Annotated in this window: 15 protein-coding genes and 1 pseudogene; 12 read left to right on the top strand and 4 right to left on the bottom strand. The window is 57.9% G+C overall.

From position 1 onward, the window contains the following. Both F7Q90_RS20820 and robA read left to right on the top strand, forming a co-directional pair. On the top strand, positions 1–135 hold a 135-nt coding region (locus tag F7Q90_RS20820), incomplete at its 5' end, for a transposase domain-containing protein (RefSeq protein ID WP_151161057.1). Between the two features lie 186 nt (positions 136–321). After that, the gene (gene robA, locus F7Q90_RS20815) at positions 322–1,188 is read left to right on the top strand and encodes an MDR efflux pump AcrAB transcriptional activator RobA (RefSeq protein ID WP_006117617.1); all 867 of its coding nucleotides are present in this window, start codon (positions 322–324) and stop codon (positions 1,186–1,188) included. 46 nt (positions 1,189–1,234) lie between these two features. Here robA and gpmB read toward each other — a convergent pair whose 3' ends face one another. Next, the gene (gene gpmB, locus F7Q90_RS20810) at positions 1,235–1,882 is read right to left on the bottom strand and encodes a 2,3-diphosphoglycerate-dependent phosphoglycerate mutase GpmB (RefSeq protein WP_006117616.1); all 648 of its coding nucleotides are present in this window, start codon (positions 1,880–1,882) and stop codon (positions 1,235–1,237) included. A 60-nt stretch (positions 1,883–1,942) separates the two neighbouring features. On the opposite strand from gpmB, the gene yjjX reads away from it, so the two are divergent. Continuing rightward, entirely contained in the window at positions 1,943–2,458 is a 516-nt protein-coding gene (gene yjjX / locus F7Q90_RS20805; RefSeq protein WP_006117615.1) for an inosine/xanthosine triphosphatase, read from the top strand. Here yjjX and trpR read toward each other — a convergent pair. Together trpR and sltY are read right to left on the bottom strand one after the other, a co-directional pair. Then, the gene (gene trpR / locus F7Q90_RS20800; RefSeq protein WP_006117614.1) at positions 2,436–2,783 is read right to left on the bottom strand and encodes a trp operon repressor; all 348 of its coding nucleotides are present in this window, start codon (positions 2,781–2,783) and stop codon (positions 2,436–2,438) included. The two genes, yjjX and trpR, sit on opposite strands and share 23 nt — an antisense overlap. A 45-nt stretch (positions 2,784–2,828) precedes the next feature. Beyond that, positions 2,829–4,748, bottom strand: coding sequence for a murein transglycosylase (gene sltY / locus F7Q90_RS20795; protein WP_006117613.1), 1,920 nt, complete (start codon positions 4,746–4,748; stop codon positions 2,829–2,831). A 270-nt stretch (positions 4,749–5,018) separates the two neighbouring features. Between sltY and atzF the strand changes: the two genes are divergently transcribed. The 9 genes and pseudogenes from atzF to F7Q90_RS20750 all read left to right on the top strand — a co-directional run bounded on the left by atzF (position 5,019) and on the right by F7Q90_RS20750 (position 19,048). Next, on the top strand, positions 5,019–6,815 hold the full coding sequence (gene atzF, locus F7Q90_RS20790) for an allophanate hydrolase (RefSeq protein WP_006117612.1): 1,797 nt from the start codon (positions 5,019–5,021) through the stop codon (positions 6,813–6,815). Positions 6,816–6,817: 2 nt separating this feature from the next. After that, entirely contained in the window at positions 6,818–10,435 is a 3,618-nt protein-coding gene (uca, locus tag F7Q90_RS20785) for an urea carboxylase (RefSeq protein WP_006117611.1), read from the top strand. Between the two features lie 9 nt (positions 10,436–10,444). Further along, positions 10,445–11,146, top strand: a complete 702-nt coding sequence (locus F7Q90_RS20780; RefSeq protein ID WP_006117610.1) for a GntR family transcriptional regulator — start codon at positions 10,445–10,447, stop codon at positions 11,144–11,146. A gap of 30 nt (positions 11,147–11,176) precedes the next feature. Next, a complete protein-coding gene (gene urtA / locus F7Q90_RS20775) occupies positions 11,177–12,445 on the top strand; it encodes an urea ABC transporter substrate-binding protein (RefSeq protein WP_006117609.1) in 1,269 nt (422 codons plus the stop codon). Positions 12,446–12,522: 77 nt separating this feature from the next. After that, entirely contained in the window at positions 12,523–14,088 is a 1,566-nt protein-coding gene (urtB, locus tag F7Q90_RS20770) for an urea ABC transporter permease subunit UrtB (RefSeq protein WP_006117608.1), read from the top strand. Then, the gene (gene urtC / locus F7Q90_RS20765; protein ID WP_006117607.1) at positions 14,088–15,161 is read left to right on the top strand and encodes an urea ABC transporter permease subunit UrtC; all 1,074 of its coding nucleotides are present in this window, start codon (positions 14,088–14,090) and stop codon (positions 15,159–15,161) included. The genes urtB and urtC overlap by 1 nt, the downstream gene beginning before the upstream one ends. Beyond that, a complete protein-coding gene (gene urtD, locus F7Q90_RS20760; RefSeq protein ID WP_006117606.1) occupies positions 15,154–15,945 on the top strand; it encodes an urea ABC transporter ATP-binding protein UrtD in 792 nt (263 codons plus the stop codon). Before urtC ends, urtD begins: the two co-directional genes overlap by 8 nt. Next, positions 15,946–16,644 (top strand): urea ABC transporter ATP-binding subunit UrtE, encoded by a 699-nt coding sequence (urtE, locus tag F7Q90_RS20755; protein WP_006117605.1) that lies wholly within the window; start codon positions 15,946–15,948, stop codon positions 16,642–16,644. Positions 16,645–16,932: 288 nt separating this feature from the next. Continuing rightward, a pseudogene (locus F7Q90_RS20750) lies at positions 16,933–19,048 on the top strand (TonB-dependent siderophore receptor). A 38-nt stretch (positions 19,049–19,086) separates the two neighbouring features. Here F7Q90_RS20750 and F7Q90_RS20745 read toward each other — a convergent pair. After that, positions 19,087–20,319 carry an MFS transporter gene (locus F7Q90_RS20745; protein WP_006117604.1) on the bottom strand — a complete coding sequence of 411 codons (1,233 nt, stop codon included), beginning with the start codon at positions 20,317–20,319 and terminating at the stop codon, positions 19,087–19,089. Positions 20,320–20,466: the final 147 nt, after the last annotated feature.

The following is a 20,466-nucleotide window of genomic DNA, read 5'->3' as shown; positions in this document are numbered from 1 at the left end:
CTGATCGTCACCTGCCGGCTTAACGGCGTTGACCCCGAGACGTGGTTGCGTTACGTCATCGGTCATATACAGGACTGGCCGGTGAACCGGGTCCGCGATCTGCTGCCATGGAAGGTCGAGCTTCCCTCTGCCTGAACGTCAATACGGTCTGAATGCGACGCTTACTGTCAATTGATACAATAACCAATGCAAAAAGGGTATAAACTCCCGCGTTAGTGAATAGTACAACTACCCCAATCAAAGCCGATCACGTCTTTACGCTATAAGTACTATTATTCGTCGACTTCATTTAGCTGCGCCACCAGAGTATGAGGATGTTTTATGGACCAAGCCGGTATCATTCGCGATTTGCTTGCCTGGCTGGAGAGCCATTTGGATCAACCCCTTTCACTGGATAACGTTTCCATTAAGGCAGGTTATTCTAAATGGCATCTACAACGGATGTTTAAAGATGTCACCGGGCACGCCATCGGCGCTTACATCCGGGCACGGCGTCTTTCTAAAGCCGCCGTCGCGCTTCGCCTGACCAGTCGCCCGATTCTTGATATCGCCTTACAGTATCGGTTCGATTCCCAGCAGACCTTTACGCGTGCCTTTAAAAAGCAGTTTAATCAAACACCTGCATGGTATCGCCGTTCATCTGACTGGAACTCCTTCGGCATTCGCCCACCGATTCGCCTGGGCAATGACACACTGCCGGAACACCAGTTCGTTACGCTGCCGGAAACCGTACTGTTTGGTCAGACACAGAGCTACACCTGCACGCTGGAACAAATTTCCAAATATCGTGATGAAATGCGCCTCCACTTCTGGCGGCAGTTTCTGCTGGAAACGGATACGGTGCCGCCAGTGCTTTACGGTCTGCACCAGGTCCGTGCCAGTCATGAAAAGGATGATGAGCAGGAGATTTTGTATACCACGGCGGTGCCTGTGGACAGCGCAACGAATATGCACTCCGGGCAGAACGTCAGCCTGGAAGCAGGCGACTATGTGCAGTTCAACTATGCAGGTCCCCGCGTAGATTTGCAGGAATTTATCCTGTTACTGTATGGCACCTGCATGCCGACACTGGGACTGACTCGCCGTCAGGGCCAGGATATTGAACGTTTTATTACCCATGGCGGAAAGAAACGGACCGAACCCCCAGCAGATATTAAGTGCGAGTATCTGATCCCGATTCGCCGTTAATCGCGTTTGTGATTATGCCGTCGCGATGACGGCATGATCTGTCAACTTACCGCTGGAGTTCGTCCAGCGCGGGCTCGTCAAGATGCGAAATATCTCCCGCCGTTTCGACCACCCAGCCCGCTGCCAGCCAGGCGCTTTGTTGATGATCAACGCGGGAAATCGAACAGTTAAGCAGACGAAGACGACGTTCCGCATACGCAGGCAATCCCAGAATGGTGCTCACCAGCACGCCCAGCGCCATACCATGGCTGACAATCAAGGGGCGGCTGCCAGCCGGTAACGCCAGGCAGGCATTCAGGGCATCCTGCATACGCTGCGCCAGTTCTGTCATGGATTCGCCCTGCGGAATACGGCCACCCTCAGTGCCGTTAACCAGCGACGCGCGCCAGCCCTCTTCTTCTGCACTCAACTCGTCCAGCAGGCGTTTTTCCAGCACGCCCATATTCAGTTCGCGCAGGCGGGCGTCAAAGGTGACATCGCAGCCGCAGGCATCGGCAATGATTTCTGCCGTACGTCGGGTACGTCCTAAGTCGCTGGAAATGATATGGGTGATACCTGCGTGTTCAATCCGTTCACCGACCTGACGGGCCTGGTGCTCGCCTTTTGCCGTCAGCGGACTGTCGGAGTGCCCTTGAATGCGGCGTTCTGCATTCCATACCGTTTCACCGTGACGAACAAGATAGACCTGTAGCATGCGTAGTTTCCGTTATACTGCGACCAAAATCGCCTTTATTACCTGAGGGTTCAATTAATTATGTACCATGTCGTCGCAGCTACCACCAATCCAGCGAAGATTCGTGCGATTGCTCAGGCATTCAACGACGTTTTCGGCGAGGGATCCTGCCACACAGAAGGGGTGGAGGTCGAGAGCGGCGTGGCAGCACAGCCCCTCTCTAATCTTGAAACCCGCACCGGCGCACGTCAGCGCGTCATGAATGCCCGTCAGGTTCGCCCGGAAGCAGATTTTTGGGTCGCGATTGAAGCAGGCATTGAAGAAGAGAGTGCGTTTGCCTGGATAGTGGTGGAAAACCACAAGCAGCGGGGTGAATCACGTTCAGCCAGCTTTACGCTGCCGCCGCCCGTGATGGCGGGTTTACGTGAAGGCCGTGAACTGGGCGACGAGATGGCGCGCCTGACCGGCATAGAAAACATTAAACACAAAGGCGGTGCGATAGGCACGTTAACCCATGGTCTGCTCAGCCGCTCCAGTGTGTATCATCAGGCGTTAATTCTGGCGCTCTGCCCGTTTACGCATCCTTATTACGCGTAATCGACTCCGGGTGGCGCAATTGGGCCTCCAGCCAGCGCTTGAGTGCGGGAGGCGCCTCTTTCAGGCTGTTCGATCCCCGGGTGATGGTCGCGATGCCGACGCCAAGCTCATTTTTCAACTCACGCTGGCTCATGTCGCCGTTCAGCAGCGATTCGATGATACGCAGACGTGTGCCAAAGGCTTCACGCTCATCGGGCGTCATCATGAGTTGCAGGAGCGGTAACGCATGCTGGTCGGCAAACGCCTGCTGAATCAGATCAACAAAACGTAGCCAGTTCGACTCCGCAGCCTGTTCAGTTTCGGGTGGCACAGCAGGTTGGTTCATGAGAGGGCTTCCGTACTCACTAAAGAGTACGGAAGCTTAACACAGCTAGTAACGGCGATTCCACTCAGCATCTGACAGGATCTTGTCAGGCTGGCCCAGGAAGTAGCGATAGTAGGCATCATAAGCCAGCACATTCTTCACGTAACCCCGCGTTTCGGAAAACGGAATGGTTTCGATGAAGGCGACGGCACTCAGATTGCCCGCGGTGCTGTTTTGCCAGGTCCGTACGCGACCGGGCCCGGCGTTGTAGGCCGCCGAGGCGAAGATCCGGTTCTTATCAAACTGCTGATAGACATAATCCAGATACTGCGTGCCAATCTGGATATTGGTTTGCGGATCGAACAGCTGAGACGGATTCACATAGCCAGGAATGCTAAACATCTTCACGGTATGCGTGGCGGTGGCGGGCATAATTTGCATCAGGCCACTCGCACCGACCGGGGAACGCGCTTTCGGGTTCCACGCACTTTCCTGACGGGAAATCGCCATCGCATAGCTCTGCGGAATGGTTTTCCCCTGTGTGTTCTGCTTATAAAGATCCTGCCATGCCAGCGGGAAGCGTTCTTTCAGGCTGTCCCACATTTTTGCGGTGATGGTGGCCTGTACGCTGAGATCCCACCAGTCCTGCTCGCTTGCGTAACGCGCCAGCATCTGCTGCTGGACATGGGTTTTGCTGTTAATCAGGTTGGCCCATTCGCTTCGCGCCAGATTATCCAGCCCCCAGTACATCAGTTCGCGTACCCGGGCCAGCTCGGGCCCCTGTATCGTGGCGCTGTCGGGTTTCGGTGCGGCATCTACCTGCAGAGGATAATTCACGCCCAGACGCTGTGCAGCCACCATCGGGTAAAAGCCGCGTGACGTCATCAGTTTGCGCAGAATCTCATCGGCTTCTTCTTTGCGATCTTTGGAATAGAGCAGATCGGCCTGCCAGTATTGCCATTCGTCTTTCTCTTTCGCTTCTACCGGCAGACGGGCAATCCAGGTATTCAGGCCACGACGGTCATTTTCACTCAGCGCCAGGCGGACGCGCCGCTCCAGCAAGGCAGTTGATTCGCTGTTCATCACCACCGCATCGCGCCAGCGCGCTTGCTCAGAAGTCAGATCGCTGCCCATCATGCGCCAGACCACAATCTCCTTCAGCGCCTGTTCATCCTCCGGCCCCATTTTTTGCGCCCGGACCAGTTCGGGAATCATGCTGCGGGCATTTTCCATATCGGCACGCGCCACACGGGCGAAGGCAAAGATAGTGGCCTGGCGCGTAAAGTCGGTGGCGCCAACGCTGTTGGCAAAAGTCGTTACGGACTGGGGATCTTTCTGCAGCGTCAGTAAGGCATCCGACATCGTCTTATAATCAGCGGGCAGCATCTTCGCCAGATAGCTGACAAGGCTGTCATTGCCCGCTTTCATCGCCAGACGAATGCGCTCCAGCACCGTAATAGGCGAGAGCTGCCCTGAGGCCTGCCAGACTGAAAACAGCTTGTCACAGTCATTCGGCAAGGCGGTGCCGCGCAGCCAAATCGCTTTTGCGCCCGCAAAGGCCGCCTGCTGCTGACCGGTAGACCATTTTGCATAATACCAGTTGCAGCGCGCCTGCACCGGCGTCGGTTCATCCGGACTGAAATTCAGTACGCCTTGCCAGTCCTGACGATGGGCCAGCACGTTCACAAACCGTGTTTTCAGCGACCGTGCCGGGGGCAAGGTGGGGTACTTTTGAATGAAGTTCTGCACCGCTAGGCTGGTTTCCTGATCGAGATCCTGCGCCAGCAAACGGTATTCTAAGTAGGGATAAAGCGGATAATCCTGCAGCGTCGGTAACAGTTGATCGACTGTCGCCATCTGGTTACTGTCCCACGCCTGTTTAATCTGTTGATATCGTTGCCGTTGTTGATCAAGCGAATCAGCCCATGCGCTGCCGGCCATGCTCACCAGGCAGATCCCTATCATCCCGTTACGCCACTTCTCCACGTAAATCTCCTCTGTTGCTGGGCCCTGGCAGGGTGCCAGACGTTATTCATGCTAACCAGGGGAAGCCACTCTTGCCATGTTCTTCACAAAATTTACCTTTGCGCAGGCGTGGCGCACCGCGATGTCACACGTTCTGCGCTACGGCTGTGCATTTTATCATCACATAAACTTATGGCATGCCGCTTTATCTCTTTGATTCATCAAGTTAAAAATCTGGCACAGCCTTTGCTCTGTTGAATGCCATCTTGTATACCAGTTGGAATTTATTGCATGGCTTCAACATCTGGCTTGACCCTTAGCGAATGGCAGCAACGCGCCCGGCAGCACCCACAGCAGCTTCACACGTTGCTGGCAACCCACCTGGCGGAACAGGAACCCAGTGATAATGCCTGGATCTGTCTTGCCAGTCCGGCGCAACTCGAAGCACAAATCACGCCGCTTCTGGCACGCTATCAGCAGGATCCCGACGCGCTTCCTTTGTTCGGTGTGCCGTTCGCGGTCAAAGACAATATTGATGTCGCAGGCTGGCCGACAACCGCCGCCTGCCCGGCGTTTAGCTACACCGCTGAAGAGGATGCCTTTGTGGTGGCGCGCCTGAAAGCAGCAGGTGCGGTGGTCATCGGCAAAACCAACCTTGATCAGTTTGCAACCGGCCTGGTGGGCACACGGTCACCTTATGGCGCGGTGTGTAATACCTTTGATCCGGATTTTGTCAGTGGCGGATCCAGTTCCGGATCGGCCTCGGTACTGGCGCGTGGCCTGGTGGGTTTCTCACTCGGTACTGACACCGCCGGGTCAGGTCGGGTGCCGGCAGGGTTTAACAATATTGTCGGCCTGAAACCGACAAAGGGCTGGTTCTCTGCCCGTGGTGTGGTCCCGGCCTGTCGCCTGAACGATACGATTTCGGTGTTTGCGCTGACGGTTGAAGACGCCTTTACCGTGGCCAGCCTGGCCGGTGGCTACGACGAGAAAGACGCCTATTCGCGCGTAAATCCCCGTACGGCACCAGCAGGCATGAAAGCCCGTCCTGATTTCGCCATTCCGGCTACACCGGAATTTTACGATGATGCCGCCGCCGAAGCCGCCTGGGATGCCGCGCTCAGCGCACTGAAGGCGACCGGCGCGACGTTGCATCCCATTGACTTTACCCCTTTCCGCCAGCTCGCCGAGCAGCTTTATCAGGGTCCGTGGGTCGCCGAGCGCACCGTCGCCGTAGGCGAGATGCTTAACCAGCCAGAGAACATGGATCCGGTGGTCCACGGCATTGTGGCGAATGGCCTGAAGTACAGCGCCGTGGATGCCTGGCAGGCCGAATACCAGCGTGCCGAACTGGCCCGGCACATTCAGCAGGTTCTGGCCTCGTTTGATGCGCTGGTGGTGCCCACCTCGCCCACCATTTACACGCTGGACGAAATGCAGCAGGAGCCGGTGCTGTATAACGCGCATTTTGGCACTTATACCAACTTCACTAATCTGGCCGATCTTGCTGCACTGGCCCTGCCCGCCCGGTTCAGAAACGACGACCTGCCGGCGGGCATTACGCTCATCGCTCCCGCCTGGCATGACCGCGCGCTGGCGCAGTTTGGACTGCGCTGGCAGCAGGTTCTGGCCCTGCCTCTCGGCGCAACCGGCCTGCCACTGCCGCCCTCCCCGATGGCGCTTCCTCCATCCCACGATCATGTTCGTGTGGCCGTCGTCGGCGCACACCTGACCGGGATGCCCCTTAATTTCCAGCTCACCACGCGCCAGGCCGTTCTGGTGGAAGAGACGCAGACCGCCAGCCAGTATCGTCTGTTTGCCTTATTAGAGGGTCCGATTAAGAAACCCGGCCTGATGCGCACAGAACAGGGGGCGGCCATTACCGTTGAACTCTGGGATATCCCGCTGGCGCGCTTCGGTGAGTTTGTGGCGGAAATTCCTGCCCCACTGGGCATTGGCAATCTGACGCTTGCCGATGGACGTGTGGTGAAAGGCTTTATTTGTGAAGGTACCGCGCTAACCGGCGCGCTGGAAATCACTGAATTTGGCGGCTGGCGTAACTGGCTTTCCTCGCCTGGGAGTAACTAATTATGTTCAGCACAGTCCTGATTGCTAACCGGGGTGAAATTGCCTGTCGCGCCATCCGCACGCTGAAACGTCTGGGCATTAAAAGCGTGGCCGTGTTTTCCGATGCCGACCGCAACGCACAGCATGTGAAAGAGGCGGATATCGCCGTGGGTCTGGGCGGCGACAAAGCCAGTGACAGCTATTTGCGCATCGACAAAATTCTGGCGGCGGCGCAGGAAACGGGCGCCCAAGCGGTCTGGCCCGGCTATGGTTTTCTGTCAGAAAGTCTGCCCTTTGCTGCCGCCTGTGAAGAGGCCGGTATCGTGTTTGTCGGTCCCACGGCTGCGCAAATTGGTGAGTTTGGGCTGAAACATCGCGCCCGTGAGTTAGCCGCGCAGGCCGGAGTACCGATGACGCCAGGCACGCCGCTGCTCAACACACTTGATGACGCCCTCAGCGCAGCCGAATCCATCGGTTATCCGGTGATGTTAAAAAGCACGGCAGGCGGCGGAGGCATTGGGCTGACGCGCTGTGCCGACGCCGGGGCACTGCGCAATGCCTGGGAGAGCGTCCGTCGACTGGGCGAACAATTCTTTAGTGATGCCGGCGTTTTCCTCGAACGCTGTATCGATCATGCCCGCCACGTGGAAGTGCAGATCTTCGGTGATGGCAAGGGCACCGTGGTGGCGCTGGGTGAGCGCGACTGTTCGCTGCAACGCCGCAACCAGAAAGTGGTGGAGGAAACCCCCGCGCTCTGCCTGCCCGCGGCCACGCGCGCGGCGTTGCTCGCCTCGGCCGTTCGGCTGGGTGAGGTAGTCAATTACCGCAGCGCGGGGACCGTGGAATACATTTATGATGCACAGCAGGACGCCTTCTATTTCCTGGAAGTGAATACCCGCCTGCAGGTTGAGCATCCGGTCACCGAATGCGTCACCGGCCTCGACCTGGTGGAATGCATGTTGCGCGTCGCCGCTGACGAAGCGATCGACTGGCCGCGCCTGCAGCAGGCACCGCAGGGCGCGTCGATTGAAGTCCGTTTGTACGCCGAAGATCCGTTAAAAAACTTCCAGCCCAGCCCCGGCGTGCTAACGCATGTCAGTTTTCCTGACGATGTCCGTGTGGACAGTTGGGTGACGACCGGCAGCGAGGTTTCCAGCTATTACGATCCGATGATCGCCAAGCTCATCGTCCATGCGGACACGCGAGAGGGGGCGCTGGAAAAACTGCAATGCGCACTGAACGCCACACAACTGCACGGTATCGCCACCAATCTTGATTATCTGCGGCAGGTCGTGGCCACCGAGGCGTTCCGTAGCGGCAAGGTCTGGACACGTTTTCTGGACAGCTTTACGCCCGCGGCAGCCGTAGTCGAAGTGCTGCAGGCGGGCACGTTCAGCTCCATCCAGGACGTGCCGGGCCGTCTGGGTTACTGGAATATCGGCGTACCGCCGTCAGGGCCGATGGATGATTATGCCTTCCGCCTTGCCAACCGCATCGTCGGAAATCACGAGTCGGCGGCCGGCCTGGAATTTACCCTGCAGGGCCCAACGCTGCGCTTTCATTGCGCGGCGACCCTTGCTCTCACAGGGGCAGACTGCGGTGCCACGCTGGATGGCATCCCTGTCAGCAACTGGCAGCCGATAACGGTCAATGCTGGCCAAACGCTGACACTGGGTCGCGCCCAGCGCGGTTGCCGCTGTTATCTGGCTATCCGTAACGGCTTTGATGTCCCGGAATACCTTGGCAGTCGTTCCACCTTTTCTCTGGGCCAGTTTGGCGGGCACGCCGGTCGCACGCTTCGGGTTGCCGATATGCTGCCTGTCTCGCAACCGTCACTGGCAGCCTGCACCACGCCCGCGCCGGTCAGCGCTCCGCAGGCACTCAGCCCGGCGCTGATCCCAACGTACACCAGCGAATGGCACATTGGTGTCCTGTACGGCCCGCACGGCGCACCTGACTTTTTCACCCAGGCCGCCATCGATGAATTCTTTGCCAGCGACTGGCAGGTTCACTACAACTCCAACCGCCTTGGTGTACGTCTGGTCGGGCCTAAACCGGCCTGGACGCGCGCTAACGGCGGTGAAGCGGGCCTGCATCCGTCCAACGTGCACGACTGTGAATACGCGATTGGCGCAATCAACTTCACCGGTGACTTTCCGGTCATCCTGACCCACGACGGTCCCAGCCTCGGCGGCTTTGTCTGCCCGGTGACGATAGCCAAAGCCGAACTGTGGAAGGTCGGCCAGGTCAAACCGGGCGATAAAATTCGCTTCCATCCCATCAGCGTCGAAGAAGCCGTCGCGCTGGAAAATGCCCGGTTGCAGGTCATCGCCACGTTGCGTCCGCACACGGCGCAGACGTTTGACGTACCGTCGCTGGCCGACAACCGCTTTGGCTCCGCTACCGTGCTCGCCGCCGTTGCCGCCACCGACACCACACCGCAGGCGGTGTATCGTCAGGCCGGCGATAAATACATTCTGATCGAATATGGCGACAACGTGCTGGATCTGGCGCTCCGCCTCCGTGTTCATCTGCTGATGGCGTCGCTGCGTGAGCGACCGGTTGACGGCATCGAAGAGCTCTCCCCCGGCGTGCGTTCACTGCAAATTCGCTATGACAGCCTTACCCTGTCGCAGTCCCAGTTAATGTCCGAGCTGCTGGCCCGGGAAGCCATGCTCGGTGATGTCAGCACGCTGAAAGTGCCCTCTCGCATTGTCTGGATGCCGATGGCGTTTGAAGACAGCGCCACGCTCGGTGCCGTCGAACGTTATAAAGAAACCGTGCGCGCTAGCGCGCCCTGGCTACCCAATAATGTCGATTTTATTCAACGTATCAATGGATTATCCGATCGTGAACAGGTCCGCGATACGCTGTTCAATGCCAGCTACCTGATTTTGGGCCTGGGCGATGTTTATCTGGGTGCACCCTGCGCGGTGCCGATTGATCCTCGCCATCGCCTGCTCAGCTCCAAGTACAGTCCGGCCCGTACCTTTACCGCAGAGGGCACCGTCGGCATCGGCGGCATGTACATGTGCATTTACGGCATGGACTCTCCCGGCGGTTACCAGCTGGTCGGCCGTACGTTACCCATCTGGAACACCTTCCTGAAAAACCCGCAGTTCGGTGCCGGTGAGCCCTGGCTCCTGCGCTTCTTCGATCAGGTGCGCTTCTATCCGGTGAGCGAAGAGGAACTGGCGCAACTTCGTGATGATTTCCGCGAGGGCCGTGCTGCGCTGCGTATCGAAGAAACTGAATTCGATTTTGCCGCTCACCAGGCGTTTCTGGCGGCGAACGCCGACGACATTGCGGCGTTTCGCCAGCGCCAGGCCGCGGCATTTGAGCAGGAGGTCCGGCTCTGGTCGCAGGAGGAGCCGGAAGCCCCCGCTTCCACTGAGGCCGAGTCAGACGCGCCCGCTGAGGATAACAGCGCGCAGGCTGTACAGGCAGATATGAACGGCAACATCTGGAAAGTGCTGGTGCAGGCGGGCGAGACGGTGAGTGCTGGACAAACGCTGGTGATTGTTGAAGCAATGAAAATGGAACTGGCCATTACGGCTCCCTGCGCGGGTCGGGTGAAACGCGTGGCCTGCCAGGCCGGCCGCCCTGTCAGCCCTGGCGACACGCTGCTGTGGCTGGAATAAGGAGCGCCGATGACGACCCGATCACCACGAAGCAAAGCCCGCCCGGAAGCACTGGCAGAACGGGTTTACCAGGCACTGAAAAACGACATTTTTGAGTTCCGCCTGATGCCCGGCGACCGCTTCAGCGAAAGTGAGATTGCAGAGCGCATGGCGGTCAGCCGCACCCCGGTTCGCCAGGCCCTGTTCTGGCTGGAGCGTGAAGGCTATGTCGACGTGTGGTTTCGCAGCGGCTGGCAGGTGAAAGCCTTTGATTTTGCCTACTTCGAAGAGCTGTACGATTTGCGTACCGTCCTGGAGTGCGAGGCGGTCACGCGCCTGTGTGCGTTGCCGCCGACCCAGTGCGCCGACCGACTACGCGAGCTGTATCAGTTCTGGTGCGAAGCCGCGCAGGTGGAAGATGGCAAGCGGGTTTCACAGCATGATGAGGCGTTTCATATGACGCTGGTCGCCGCTGCAGGCAATGCGGAAATGGCGCGGATCCATGCCGAGCTGACAGAGAAAATCCGCATTATCCGGCGGCTTGATTTTACCCGGGAAGATCGTATCGCGGCGACCTATCGCGAACACGCACAGATTTTGCGAGCCATTTTATTGCAAGAGACCCGCGACGCCCGCCAGATCCTGACCGGGCACATTGCCGTCAGTAAAGCGGAGGTCAGAAAAATCACGCTACACATGCTCCAGCAGGCCCGGCTTCAACCCATTGAATAACGTATCCATATCATTAGGGGTTTATCATCGATGAAAAGACGTTCATTGCTTAAAGCTTTTGCTCTCTCAGCTACCGTCGCGGGCATGGGGTTCGCCTGGAGCGCTCAGGCGGCTGACACCATCAAAGTAGGCATCATGCACTCCCTTTCCGGCACCATGGCCATTTCTGAAACGCCACTTAAAGATGTCGCCCTGATGACCATCGATGAAATTAACGCCAAAGGCGGCGTGCTGGGGAAAAAACTGGAGCCCGTAGTGGTGGATCCGGCCTCAAACTGGCCGCTGTTCGCCGAGAAAGCCCGGCAACTGCTGACCCAGGACAAAGTGGCTGTGGTGTTTGGTTGCTGGACCTCGGTATCGCGCAAATCCGTGCTGCCGGTCTTTGAAGAACTGAATGGTCTGCTCTTCTATCCGGTGCAGTACGAAGGTGAAGAGATGTCGCCGAACGTCTTTTATACCGGTGCAGCACCAAACCAGCAGGCGATTCCGGCGGTGGAATACCTGATGAGCCAGGATGGCGGCGGGGCCAAACGTTTCTTCCTGCTGGGAACAGATTATGTTTATCCCCGCACCACCAACAAGATTTTACGCGCCTTCCTGCATTCAAAAGGCGTGCAGGATAAAGATATCGAGGAAGTGTACACCCCGTTTGGCTACAGCGATTACCAGACCATCGTCTCTAATATCAAGACGTTCGCCGCTGGCGGCAAAACCGCGGTGGTCTCCACCATCAATGGCGATTCCAACGTACCGTTCTACAAGGAACTGGCTAACCAGGGCATCAAAGCCACCGATATCCCGGTCGTAGCCTTCTCGGTGGGTGAAGAGGAACTTCGTGGGATTGATACTAAACCGCTGGTCGGTCAGCTGGCAGCCTGGAACTATTTTGAATCCTTAGATAATCCGACCAACGCGAAATTTGTTGCCGACTATCGGGCTTATGCAAAAGCGCACAATCTGCCGAATGCCAGCACCGTGGTAACCAATGACCCGATGGAAGCCACCTACGTAGGCATTCATATGTGGGCGCAGGCCGTCGAGAAAGCCGGTACGACCAATGTGGATAGAGTGCGTGCGGCCATGGCCGGTCAGACCTTTAAGGCCCCGGACGGGTTTACCCTGACGATGGATCAGACCAACCACCATCTGCACAAACCCGTGATGATTGGCGAAGTTGAAGAAAACGGTCAGTTTAACGTGGTCTGGCAGACGGACAAACCGGTACGTGCCCAGCCCTGGAGCCCGTATATTCCCGGCAATGATAAAAAACCGGATCATCCCGTGAAAACGACGCAGTAAAACTCAGACCGCCCTCGCGCTGGCTGTGAGGGCGGCCGTCAGGACATCCTATGCTCGCCCTTTTGATGAGGCTCACCATGATGCTTCGCCTGAATTTTTTAGCGTTATTGCTGCTTCTGCCGCTGTTTGCCAGCGCCGGACCCGCTACGGACTTTGCTGCCGCCAGCCGAACTCAGCAGGCCGATCTGCTGCAACAGTGGGCCGCTGCGCCAGATGCCCGCCGTTTACCCTTGCTGGAAGCGTTAAAAGCGGAAACCGTCGTAACGGATCAGGACCACCATCCCTTTAGTAAAACCGGGAATACGCTTCAGCCACTGGATGACGCCGCACAGCCCAACGGCGACGTTAAAAAGCTGTTTATGAACAACCGCCTGCGTGTACTGGTCGCCAGTGCTCTCGCCGCCCATCAGCTGGTAAGCCCTGATGCCGGCGTGCGCCTGCGCGCGGCGCAACAGTTACAAAACGACGCGGCCGCTGACCTGCTTCCGCTCATAGAGAAACGCCTCAGTGTTGAAACGGATCCTCAGGTTCATGCTGCGCTGGCCATGACGGCGGCCAGTCTGCAGCTGACCAGCACGCAGCCGATGGTGCGGCTTAGAGCGGTCAAACTGCTGGGCGAATCCAGCGATCCTAATACTCAGGCCAGCCTGCAGCGCCTGACGCAGCCCGCAGCCGAGCCCGATGAAACGGTACGCGAGGCAGCGGCAGACAGCCTGAAGCAGATGAAAAGTCGCCTGATGTGGGGCGATCTGCTGGGACAGGCATTCAGCGGGCTCTCGCTGGGATCGATCCTGCTGCTGGCCGCGCTGGGCCTGGCCATCACCTACGGTCTGCTGGGGGTGATCAATATGGCGCACGGTGAAATGCTGATGCTGGGCGCGTACGCCACCTGGCTGGTACAAAACCTGTTCCAGCAGTTTGCACCGCAGTATATCGCCTGGTATCCGCTGCTGGCGCTGCCGGTCGCGTTTCTGATGACGGCAGCCATTGGAATGGCGCTGGAGCGCACTATCATTCGCCATTTGTATGGCCGCCCACTGGAAACTCTGCTCGCGACCTGGGGCATCAGCCTGATGCTGATTCAGCTGGTGCGTATGCTGTTTGGTGCGCAGAACCTGGAGGTCGCCAATCCCGCCTGGCTGTCGGGCGGATTGCAGGTGCTGCCCAATCTGGTTCTGCCCTGGAACCGCATTGCAGTCATCCTGTTCGTGGTGTTTGTGCTGATACTAACCTGGCTGCTTCTCAACCGTACGCGGCTGGGGATGAACGTGCGCGCCGTCACCCAAAACCGGGCCATGGCCGACTGCTGTGGCGTGCCGACGGGCCGGGTGGACATGCTGGCATTTGGTCTGGGTTCCGGTATCGCGGGGCTGGGCGGCGTCGCCCTGTCGCAGTTAGGCAATGTCGGGCCAGAACTGGGCCAGGGCTACATCATCGATTCTTTCCTGGTGGTGGTGCTGGGCGGCGTCGGCCAGCTTGCCGGAACCGTGGTCGCCGCACTGGGACTGGGCATTCTCAACAAAGTGCTGGAGCCGCAGATGGGGGCCGTATTGGGGAAAATCCTTATTCTGGTGTTGATCGTGCTGTTTATTCAAAAACGTCCGCAGGGACTGTTTGCCGTGAAAGGAAGGGTGACTGACTGATGACGCAACCTCTCACCTTACGTCTGACGCGTCAGGCACCGCGCCTGACGCTGGGCATTGGCGCAGTCGTTACGCTGCTGCTGATCATGCCGTTCCTGGCACTGCTGCCCGCCTCGCATCCGCTGGCGATCTCCACCTATACCTTAACGCTGGTCGGTAAAATTCTGTGCTACGCCGTGGTCGCGGTGGCGCTGGATCTGGTGTGGGGTTATGCGGGCTTACTTTCTCTGGGGCATGGCCTGTTTTTTGCGCTGGGCGGCTATGCGATGGGCATGTACCTGATGCGCCAGGCCTCCGGGGACAGCCTGCCCGCGTTTATGACCTTCCTGTCCTGGGATCGGCTGCCGTGGTTTTGGGCAGGCACGCAGCATTTCGCCTGGGCGCTGTGTCTGATTGTCCTCGTGCCGGGCCTGCTGGCGCTGGTGTTTGGTTTCTTTGCCTTCCGCTCGAAAATCAAAGGCGTGTATTTCTCAATCATGACCCAGGCGCTGACCTATGCCGGCATGCTGCTGTTCTTTCGCAACGAAACCGGTTTTGGCGGTAACAACGGCTTTACCGGTTTTACGACCCTGCTGGGCTTTAGTGTGACCTCAACCAACACGCGCATCGGCTTGTTTATTGCTACCGTCCTGCTGCTGTTAGCAAGCCTGGTGCTGGGCTTCGCGCTGGCCCGCAGTAAATTTGGCCGGGTGCTGACCGCTGTTCGGGATGCCGAAAACCGCCTGATGTTCTGCGGTTACGATCCTCGGGGTTTTAAGCTGTTCGTCTGGACCCTCTCGGCCATGCTATGTGGCCTGGCAGGCGCGCTCTATGTGCCCCAGGTTGGCATTATTAACCCCAGTGAAATGTCCCCGACCAACTCCATTGAAGCCGCTATCTGGGTCGCACTTGGCGGGCGCGGTACGCTTATCGGTCCGCTGCTCGGGGCCGCCATCGTCAACGGTGCGAAAAGCGTCTTCACCGTGGCTTTTCCGGAGTACTGGCTGTTTTTCCTGGGGATGATGTTTATTTTGGTCACGCTGTTTCTGCCGCGTGGCGTGATGGGTTTACTGCGCCGGAGAAAAGATGACTGAGACCCTGTTCACCCAAACTCTGCCAGCCGATCGTTATCGTGCCCGGCGCGATCCGGTCCTGCAGTTGGCTAACATCACCGTAACCTTTGAGGGGTTTCGTGCGCTTAACAATCTTTCTTTGCAGATTGGTGTCGGTGAACTGCGCTGCATCATTGGTCCTAATGGCGCAGGTAAAACCACGCTGATGGACGTTATTACCGGCAAAACGCGTCCCGACACAGGGCAGGTCATTTACGATCAGGATAAAAACCTCATCGCCCTGTCGCCGGTCGAGATTGCCCGTAGCGGAATTGGGCGCAAATTTCAGAAGCCGACAGTGTTTGAAGCGCTGACGGTATTTGAGAATCTGGAGATTGCCCTGAAAACCACCAAAACCGTCTGGGCCAGCCTGCGTGCGCGCCTTGACAGCGCGCAACGGGATCGGATCGATGAGATCCTGACGCTGCTGCAGCTTAGCGCCGCCCGCCAGCGACCGGCAGGTCTGCTGTCGCATGGCCAAAAGCAATTTCTTGAAATCGGCATGCTGCTGGTGCAGGAACCGCACCTGCTGCTGCTTGATGAGCCCGCTGCGGGCATGACCGATGCGGAAACTGACTACACCGCAGAACTGTTTCGCAGTCTGGCGGGCAAGCATTCACTTATGGTGGTTGAGCACGATATGGGCTTCGTGGAAACCATTGCCGATCACGTCACCGTTTTGCATCAGGGAGCCGTACTGGCAGAAGGTTCCCTGCGCGAGGTACAGGCTAACGAGCAGGTCATTGACGTTTATTTGGGGCGCTAAATGTTACAGGTATCTGAACTGCATCAGTATTATGGCGGCAGCCACATTCTGCGTGGCCTGTCTTTTGAGGTTAAACAGGGTGAAGTCACCTGCCTGCTCGGCCGCAACGGTGTGGGGAAAACCACGCTGCTGAAATGCCTGATGGGCTTAATACCGGCTAAATCGGGCGAGGTGCGCTGGCAGCGCAATATCATCAACGGGCGAAAGCCCCACCAGCGCGTGCAGGCCGGCATGGCTTACGTGCCGCAGGGGCGGGAGATTTTTCCGCGTCTGACGGTTGAAGAGAATCTGCTGATGGGCCTGTCACGCTTTTCATCCTCGCAGGCAAAGCAGGTGCCTGAAGAGATTTACCAGCTGTTTCCGGTATTGTTCGATATGAAATCCCGCCGGGGCGGCGATCTGTCCGGCGGCCAGCAACAGCAGTTGGCCATTGGCCGGGCGCTGACCAGCCGTCCACAGTTGCTGATCCTCGACGAGCCTACCGAAGGGATTCAGCCTTCAGTGATCAAAGAGATTGGCCTGGTGATCCGCCAACTGGCACAGCGCGGCGACATGGCGATTCTGCTGGTCGAGCAGTTTTATGATTTTGCCGCGGACCTGGCCGACCGCTATCTGGTCATGTCGCGCGGTGAAATTATCCAGCGCGGGCGCGGTGAAGAGATGGAAACGGATAACGTGCGGAGCCTGGTCGCCATCTGATTCTCCTCCTGTCAGGCAGGTCGGCGCGCAGGCTGACCTGCCTGGATCGCGGCACCCTGCGCTTTCTTCCCACCTGAGCCATGCACGCCCACGGTACGCATCCGTGACCGGCCCGTTTCTTTTCCGTCGTTAAATTCTTGTGTAATAACGCACAAGACATCTTGTAATAAATAACAGTAAGTATAATAATTCTCATTTGCATTCAATGCGCATAACACCTTTGTCACATGACTTTCTGCGCCTTTCTTCTGCCGGGCGCGTTGTATTTGCCTTTGTAAGGGATAAACAATGAGAATGCCTTTTGGCCCGAAACGGTTAGCGCTACTGTGTTCCATCGCCATTGCCGCCCCTGCGGTCTCCTTTGCCGCCGATACGCTGGTGGTAACAGCAAAGCCGGAAGAAACATCGACCACGCCCACTGAAGGCTACACGGCGACCGTCAGTAAAGGGGCAACCAAAACCGATCGTCCTTTGATCACCACCGGTCAGTCCGTTTCGGTCGTGACGCGCCAGCAAATGGCCGATCAGGGCGCAATGGATGTGAATCAGGCGCTTAACTACACCGCCGGTGCCTTCACGAACTTCGCTGGCGCAGCCACCCGCTACGACACGGTCTCTCTGCGCGGCTTCCACGGTGGCGATGTCGATAACATTTTCCTGGACGGTCTGCGCCTGATGAGCGATCCCGGCAGCTATAACGTGCTGCAGGTCGATCCCTGGTTCCTCGACCGTATTGATGTGATCAAAGGTCCTTCTTCTGCCTTGTATGGACAGACGGTGCCGGGTGGCTTAGTGATGGAAAGCTCCAGACGTCCGCAGTATGCGCCTGAGGGACATTTCCGTTTGTCTACCGGCAACCATAACACCAACAGCGCTGCGTTTGATTACACCAATGCCATCAACGATCAGTGGGCGTTTCGCCTGACCGGCATAACGCGTAACAGTGATACGCAGTACGATCATACACGCGAAGAAAAATATGCGATTTCGCCTTCACTGCTGTGGCAACCTGATGAGGATACGTCACTCCTGCTGCGCTTATCTGCAAAAAGATCCGTCCGGCGGCTATCACAGTGCCGTGCCTGGGGACGGCAGCATCACCGAACATAACGGGCGTAAGCTCAGCACCGGTTTCTATGATGGCGACAGCGCGCTGGATCAGTTTAAGCGGCGGGAGCAAATTTACAGCGCGGAATTCGCTCACCGCTTTAATGAAACCTGGGCGTTTCGCTCGAATGCCAGCTACTCCCATTCCAATGTCGATCTGGATCAGGTTTATCAGATTGGCTGGGCATCACCGCAGTCAGAACTGCTCAATCGCTACTATTCCGGCTCGAGTTCGTCGCTGCAGGCGTACGCGATTGATAACCAGCTGGAAGCCGACTTTGATACCGGTCCGGTGGATCACAAGGTGGTGCTGGGTGCGGAATACCATCAGTACACGAACGATTTACGGGATGCCCGCGGCCCAGCCAGTTCACTCAATGCGCTGACAGGTCAGGCCGTGGGCGTGAATCCGGCTTACGTGTTTACAAATTCACAGCGTCGTTACTATCAAACCGGCGTGTACCTGCAGGATGAGCTGAAATGGGACAAATGGCATCTGGATCTCTCAGGCCGCTACGATCGCATCGTGTCTGAAAACCGCCAGTACAGCACCGATACCCAATATCGTCGTCAGGATGATCACGTTAGTGGCCGGGCGGCGCTGCTGTATGCCTTCGATAACGGGATTTCGCCCTACGTCAGCTACAGCCAGGCGATTACGCCACAGTCCCTTTCCGGACGGGATGGTAACCTGCTGAAGCCAACGACCTCGGAGCAGTATGAGACCGGCATTAAGTACCAGCCCGTGGGCACGTCTGATCTCTACTCCGCCGCGATCTACGACCTGACACAGAATGATGTCGGTAACCGCGTGGTAGTAGGCTCCTATTATGAACCGGCTGGTAAAGTGCACTCTCAGGGCCTCGAACTGGAAGCGCATAATCAGCTCACCCCGCGACTGAGCACGCTGGCGAGCGTGACGGTGAACCATGTGCGCTTCAAAGATTCCATCGACGGTAATAACGGCCACACGCCTTACGTGACGCCTGACTCGATGGCGTCTGCCTGGGCGAAATACCAGTTTGATGCGGGAATCAGCGTCGGTGCTGGCGTGCGTTACATTGGTCGGCAGTGGGCAGACAATGAGAACACCACACGTCTGCCTTCCGCTACGCTGTTTGACGCCTCGGTCCGCGCTGATTTAGGTGCCTGGAACAGCAGCCTCAAAGGCGCGTTTGTGCAGCTTAATGCCAATAACCTGACCGATCGCGACTACGTTTCTGCCTGCTACGGCACGGGCTTCTGCTACTGGGGCGCAGAGCGCACCGTGGTGGCGACCGTCGGCTACGATTTCTGATCCCTGCCAGGGCGGCAATCCGTGCCGCCTGTCAGCGCTTATGCCACAGCGGCGCAATGTCGCCGCTGTTTTTCTCGCAGAAAAACACGAACCAGCCACAGCCACAGCACACCACAGATCAGATTCAACAGGCTGAAGCCTGCGGTACCGCCATGAAAATAGGCCGCTTTGCCTGCCTCAATCCCAAAAGCAAAGACCACCATACTGACCATGCCCAGCATCGCTGCCACGCTGCCCTTCCCTGCCTGACTGGAAAATAACGTCAGTCGGTACAGTCCGGCATTGACCATCCCGCTGCCGAAGCCGTACAGGCTGAGGCCAGCCGTGAGCCCAATGTAGCTGTCCGCCTGCCATAACGTGCTCAGCGCAGCGATCAAAAGCCCTGTAACCACAGGCCAGGCCCCCAACCGTAACGGCTGCTCGACGGAGAGACGGCTGGCCAGTCGTCCCAGCGTGAGATTCCCGGCAATCATTGCCATAAAGACCGGCAGTTGAAGCAGTGCGTAATCCAGTCGGCTCAGGCCCAGACCGTGAATCAGGATAACAGGCGAAAGCGCGACCCATGTCAGGCAGGGAATCGTCACCAGGCCAATAGCCAGCGAACCGCACATCACCTGGCGGTCTTTTAGCAACGCATAATAGCCCGCCGCCAGCGACGGCAGCGATACGGAGGTGCGTCTGTCACCTGCGGTTTCCGGCATCGACAGGCCCAGGCCAATGAGCGACAGCGCGGCCAGAGCAGCGAAAAACAGAAACAGTGTGCGCCAGTCTGCGACGGCCAGAAACGCCGTACCTGCCAGCGGCCCGGCCAGCGGGGCCAGCAGCGCAACATTCGCCATCAGCGCCATCATCTTTACGCTGAGTGCCTCGTCAAAAGCCTCCTGAATGGCGGCATAGCCCACCGCACCGATAAAGCACAGGCTCATGCCCTGCAGAAAGCGCAGCAGGATAAAGGGCCCGATGCCCTGCACCCAGTGCGTCGCCAGACAGGTCAGCATAAAAAACGCAACACCGGTCAGAAGGACCGGACGGCGGCCCAGCTTGTCGGACAGCGGCCCCAGGAGCCACTGTAGCAGCATCCCGCCCATCAGATAGGCGGTCAGCGAGGTGGCCACCCACTCCGGGCCCACGTGAAACGCCTGTGTGACCCGCAGCATGCCGGGCTGAATCATGTCATGCGCGAGATAGGTGGCAAACTCAAACAGCACCAGCGATAAAGGAAATAACAGATGTCGTCGCGTCAGGCGCGAGACAGGTTGAAAACGAGCCATCGTCAGTATTATCCAGTAAAATCGGCATAGGAGGCAGGCATCTCAGCCTGCTCCCCTGCCACACCACCCGGCATGCGGGCCCGCACCGGGCGGTTCGAAAGTTTGAGGTTACACGAGTCGGGGTAAACCTTGTCTGTCGAACCACGC

It is taken from the genome of Pantoea stewartii subsp. stewartii, from assembly GCF_008801695.1.
In the GTDB taxonomy this organism is placed as follows: domain Bacteria; phylum Pseudomonadota; class Gammaproteobacteria; order Enterobacterales; family Enterobacteriaceae; genus Pantoea; species Pantoea stewartii.
The sequence above is the reverse complement of the archived record's forward strand: the minus strand, read 5'-3'. Positions and strand labels throughout refer to the sequence as shown.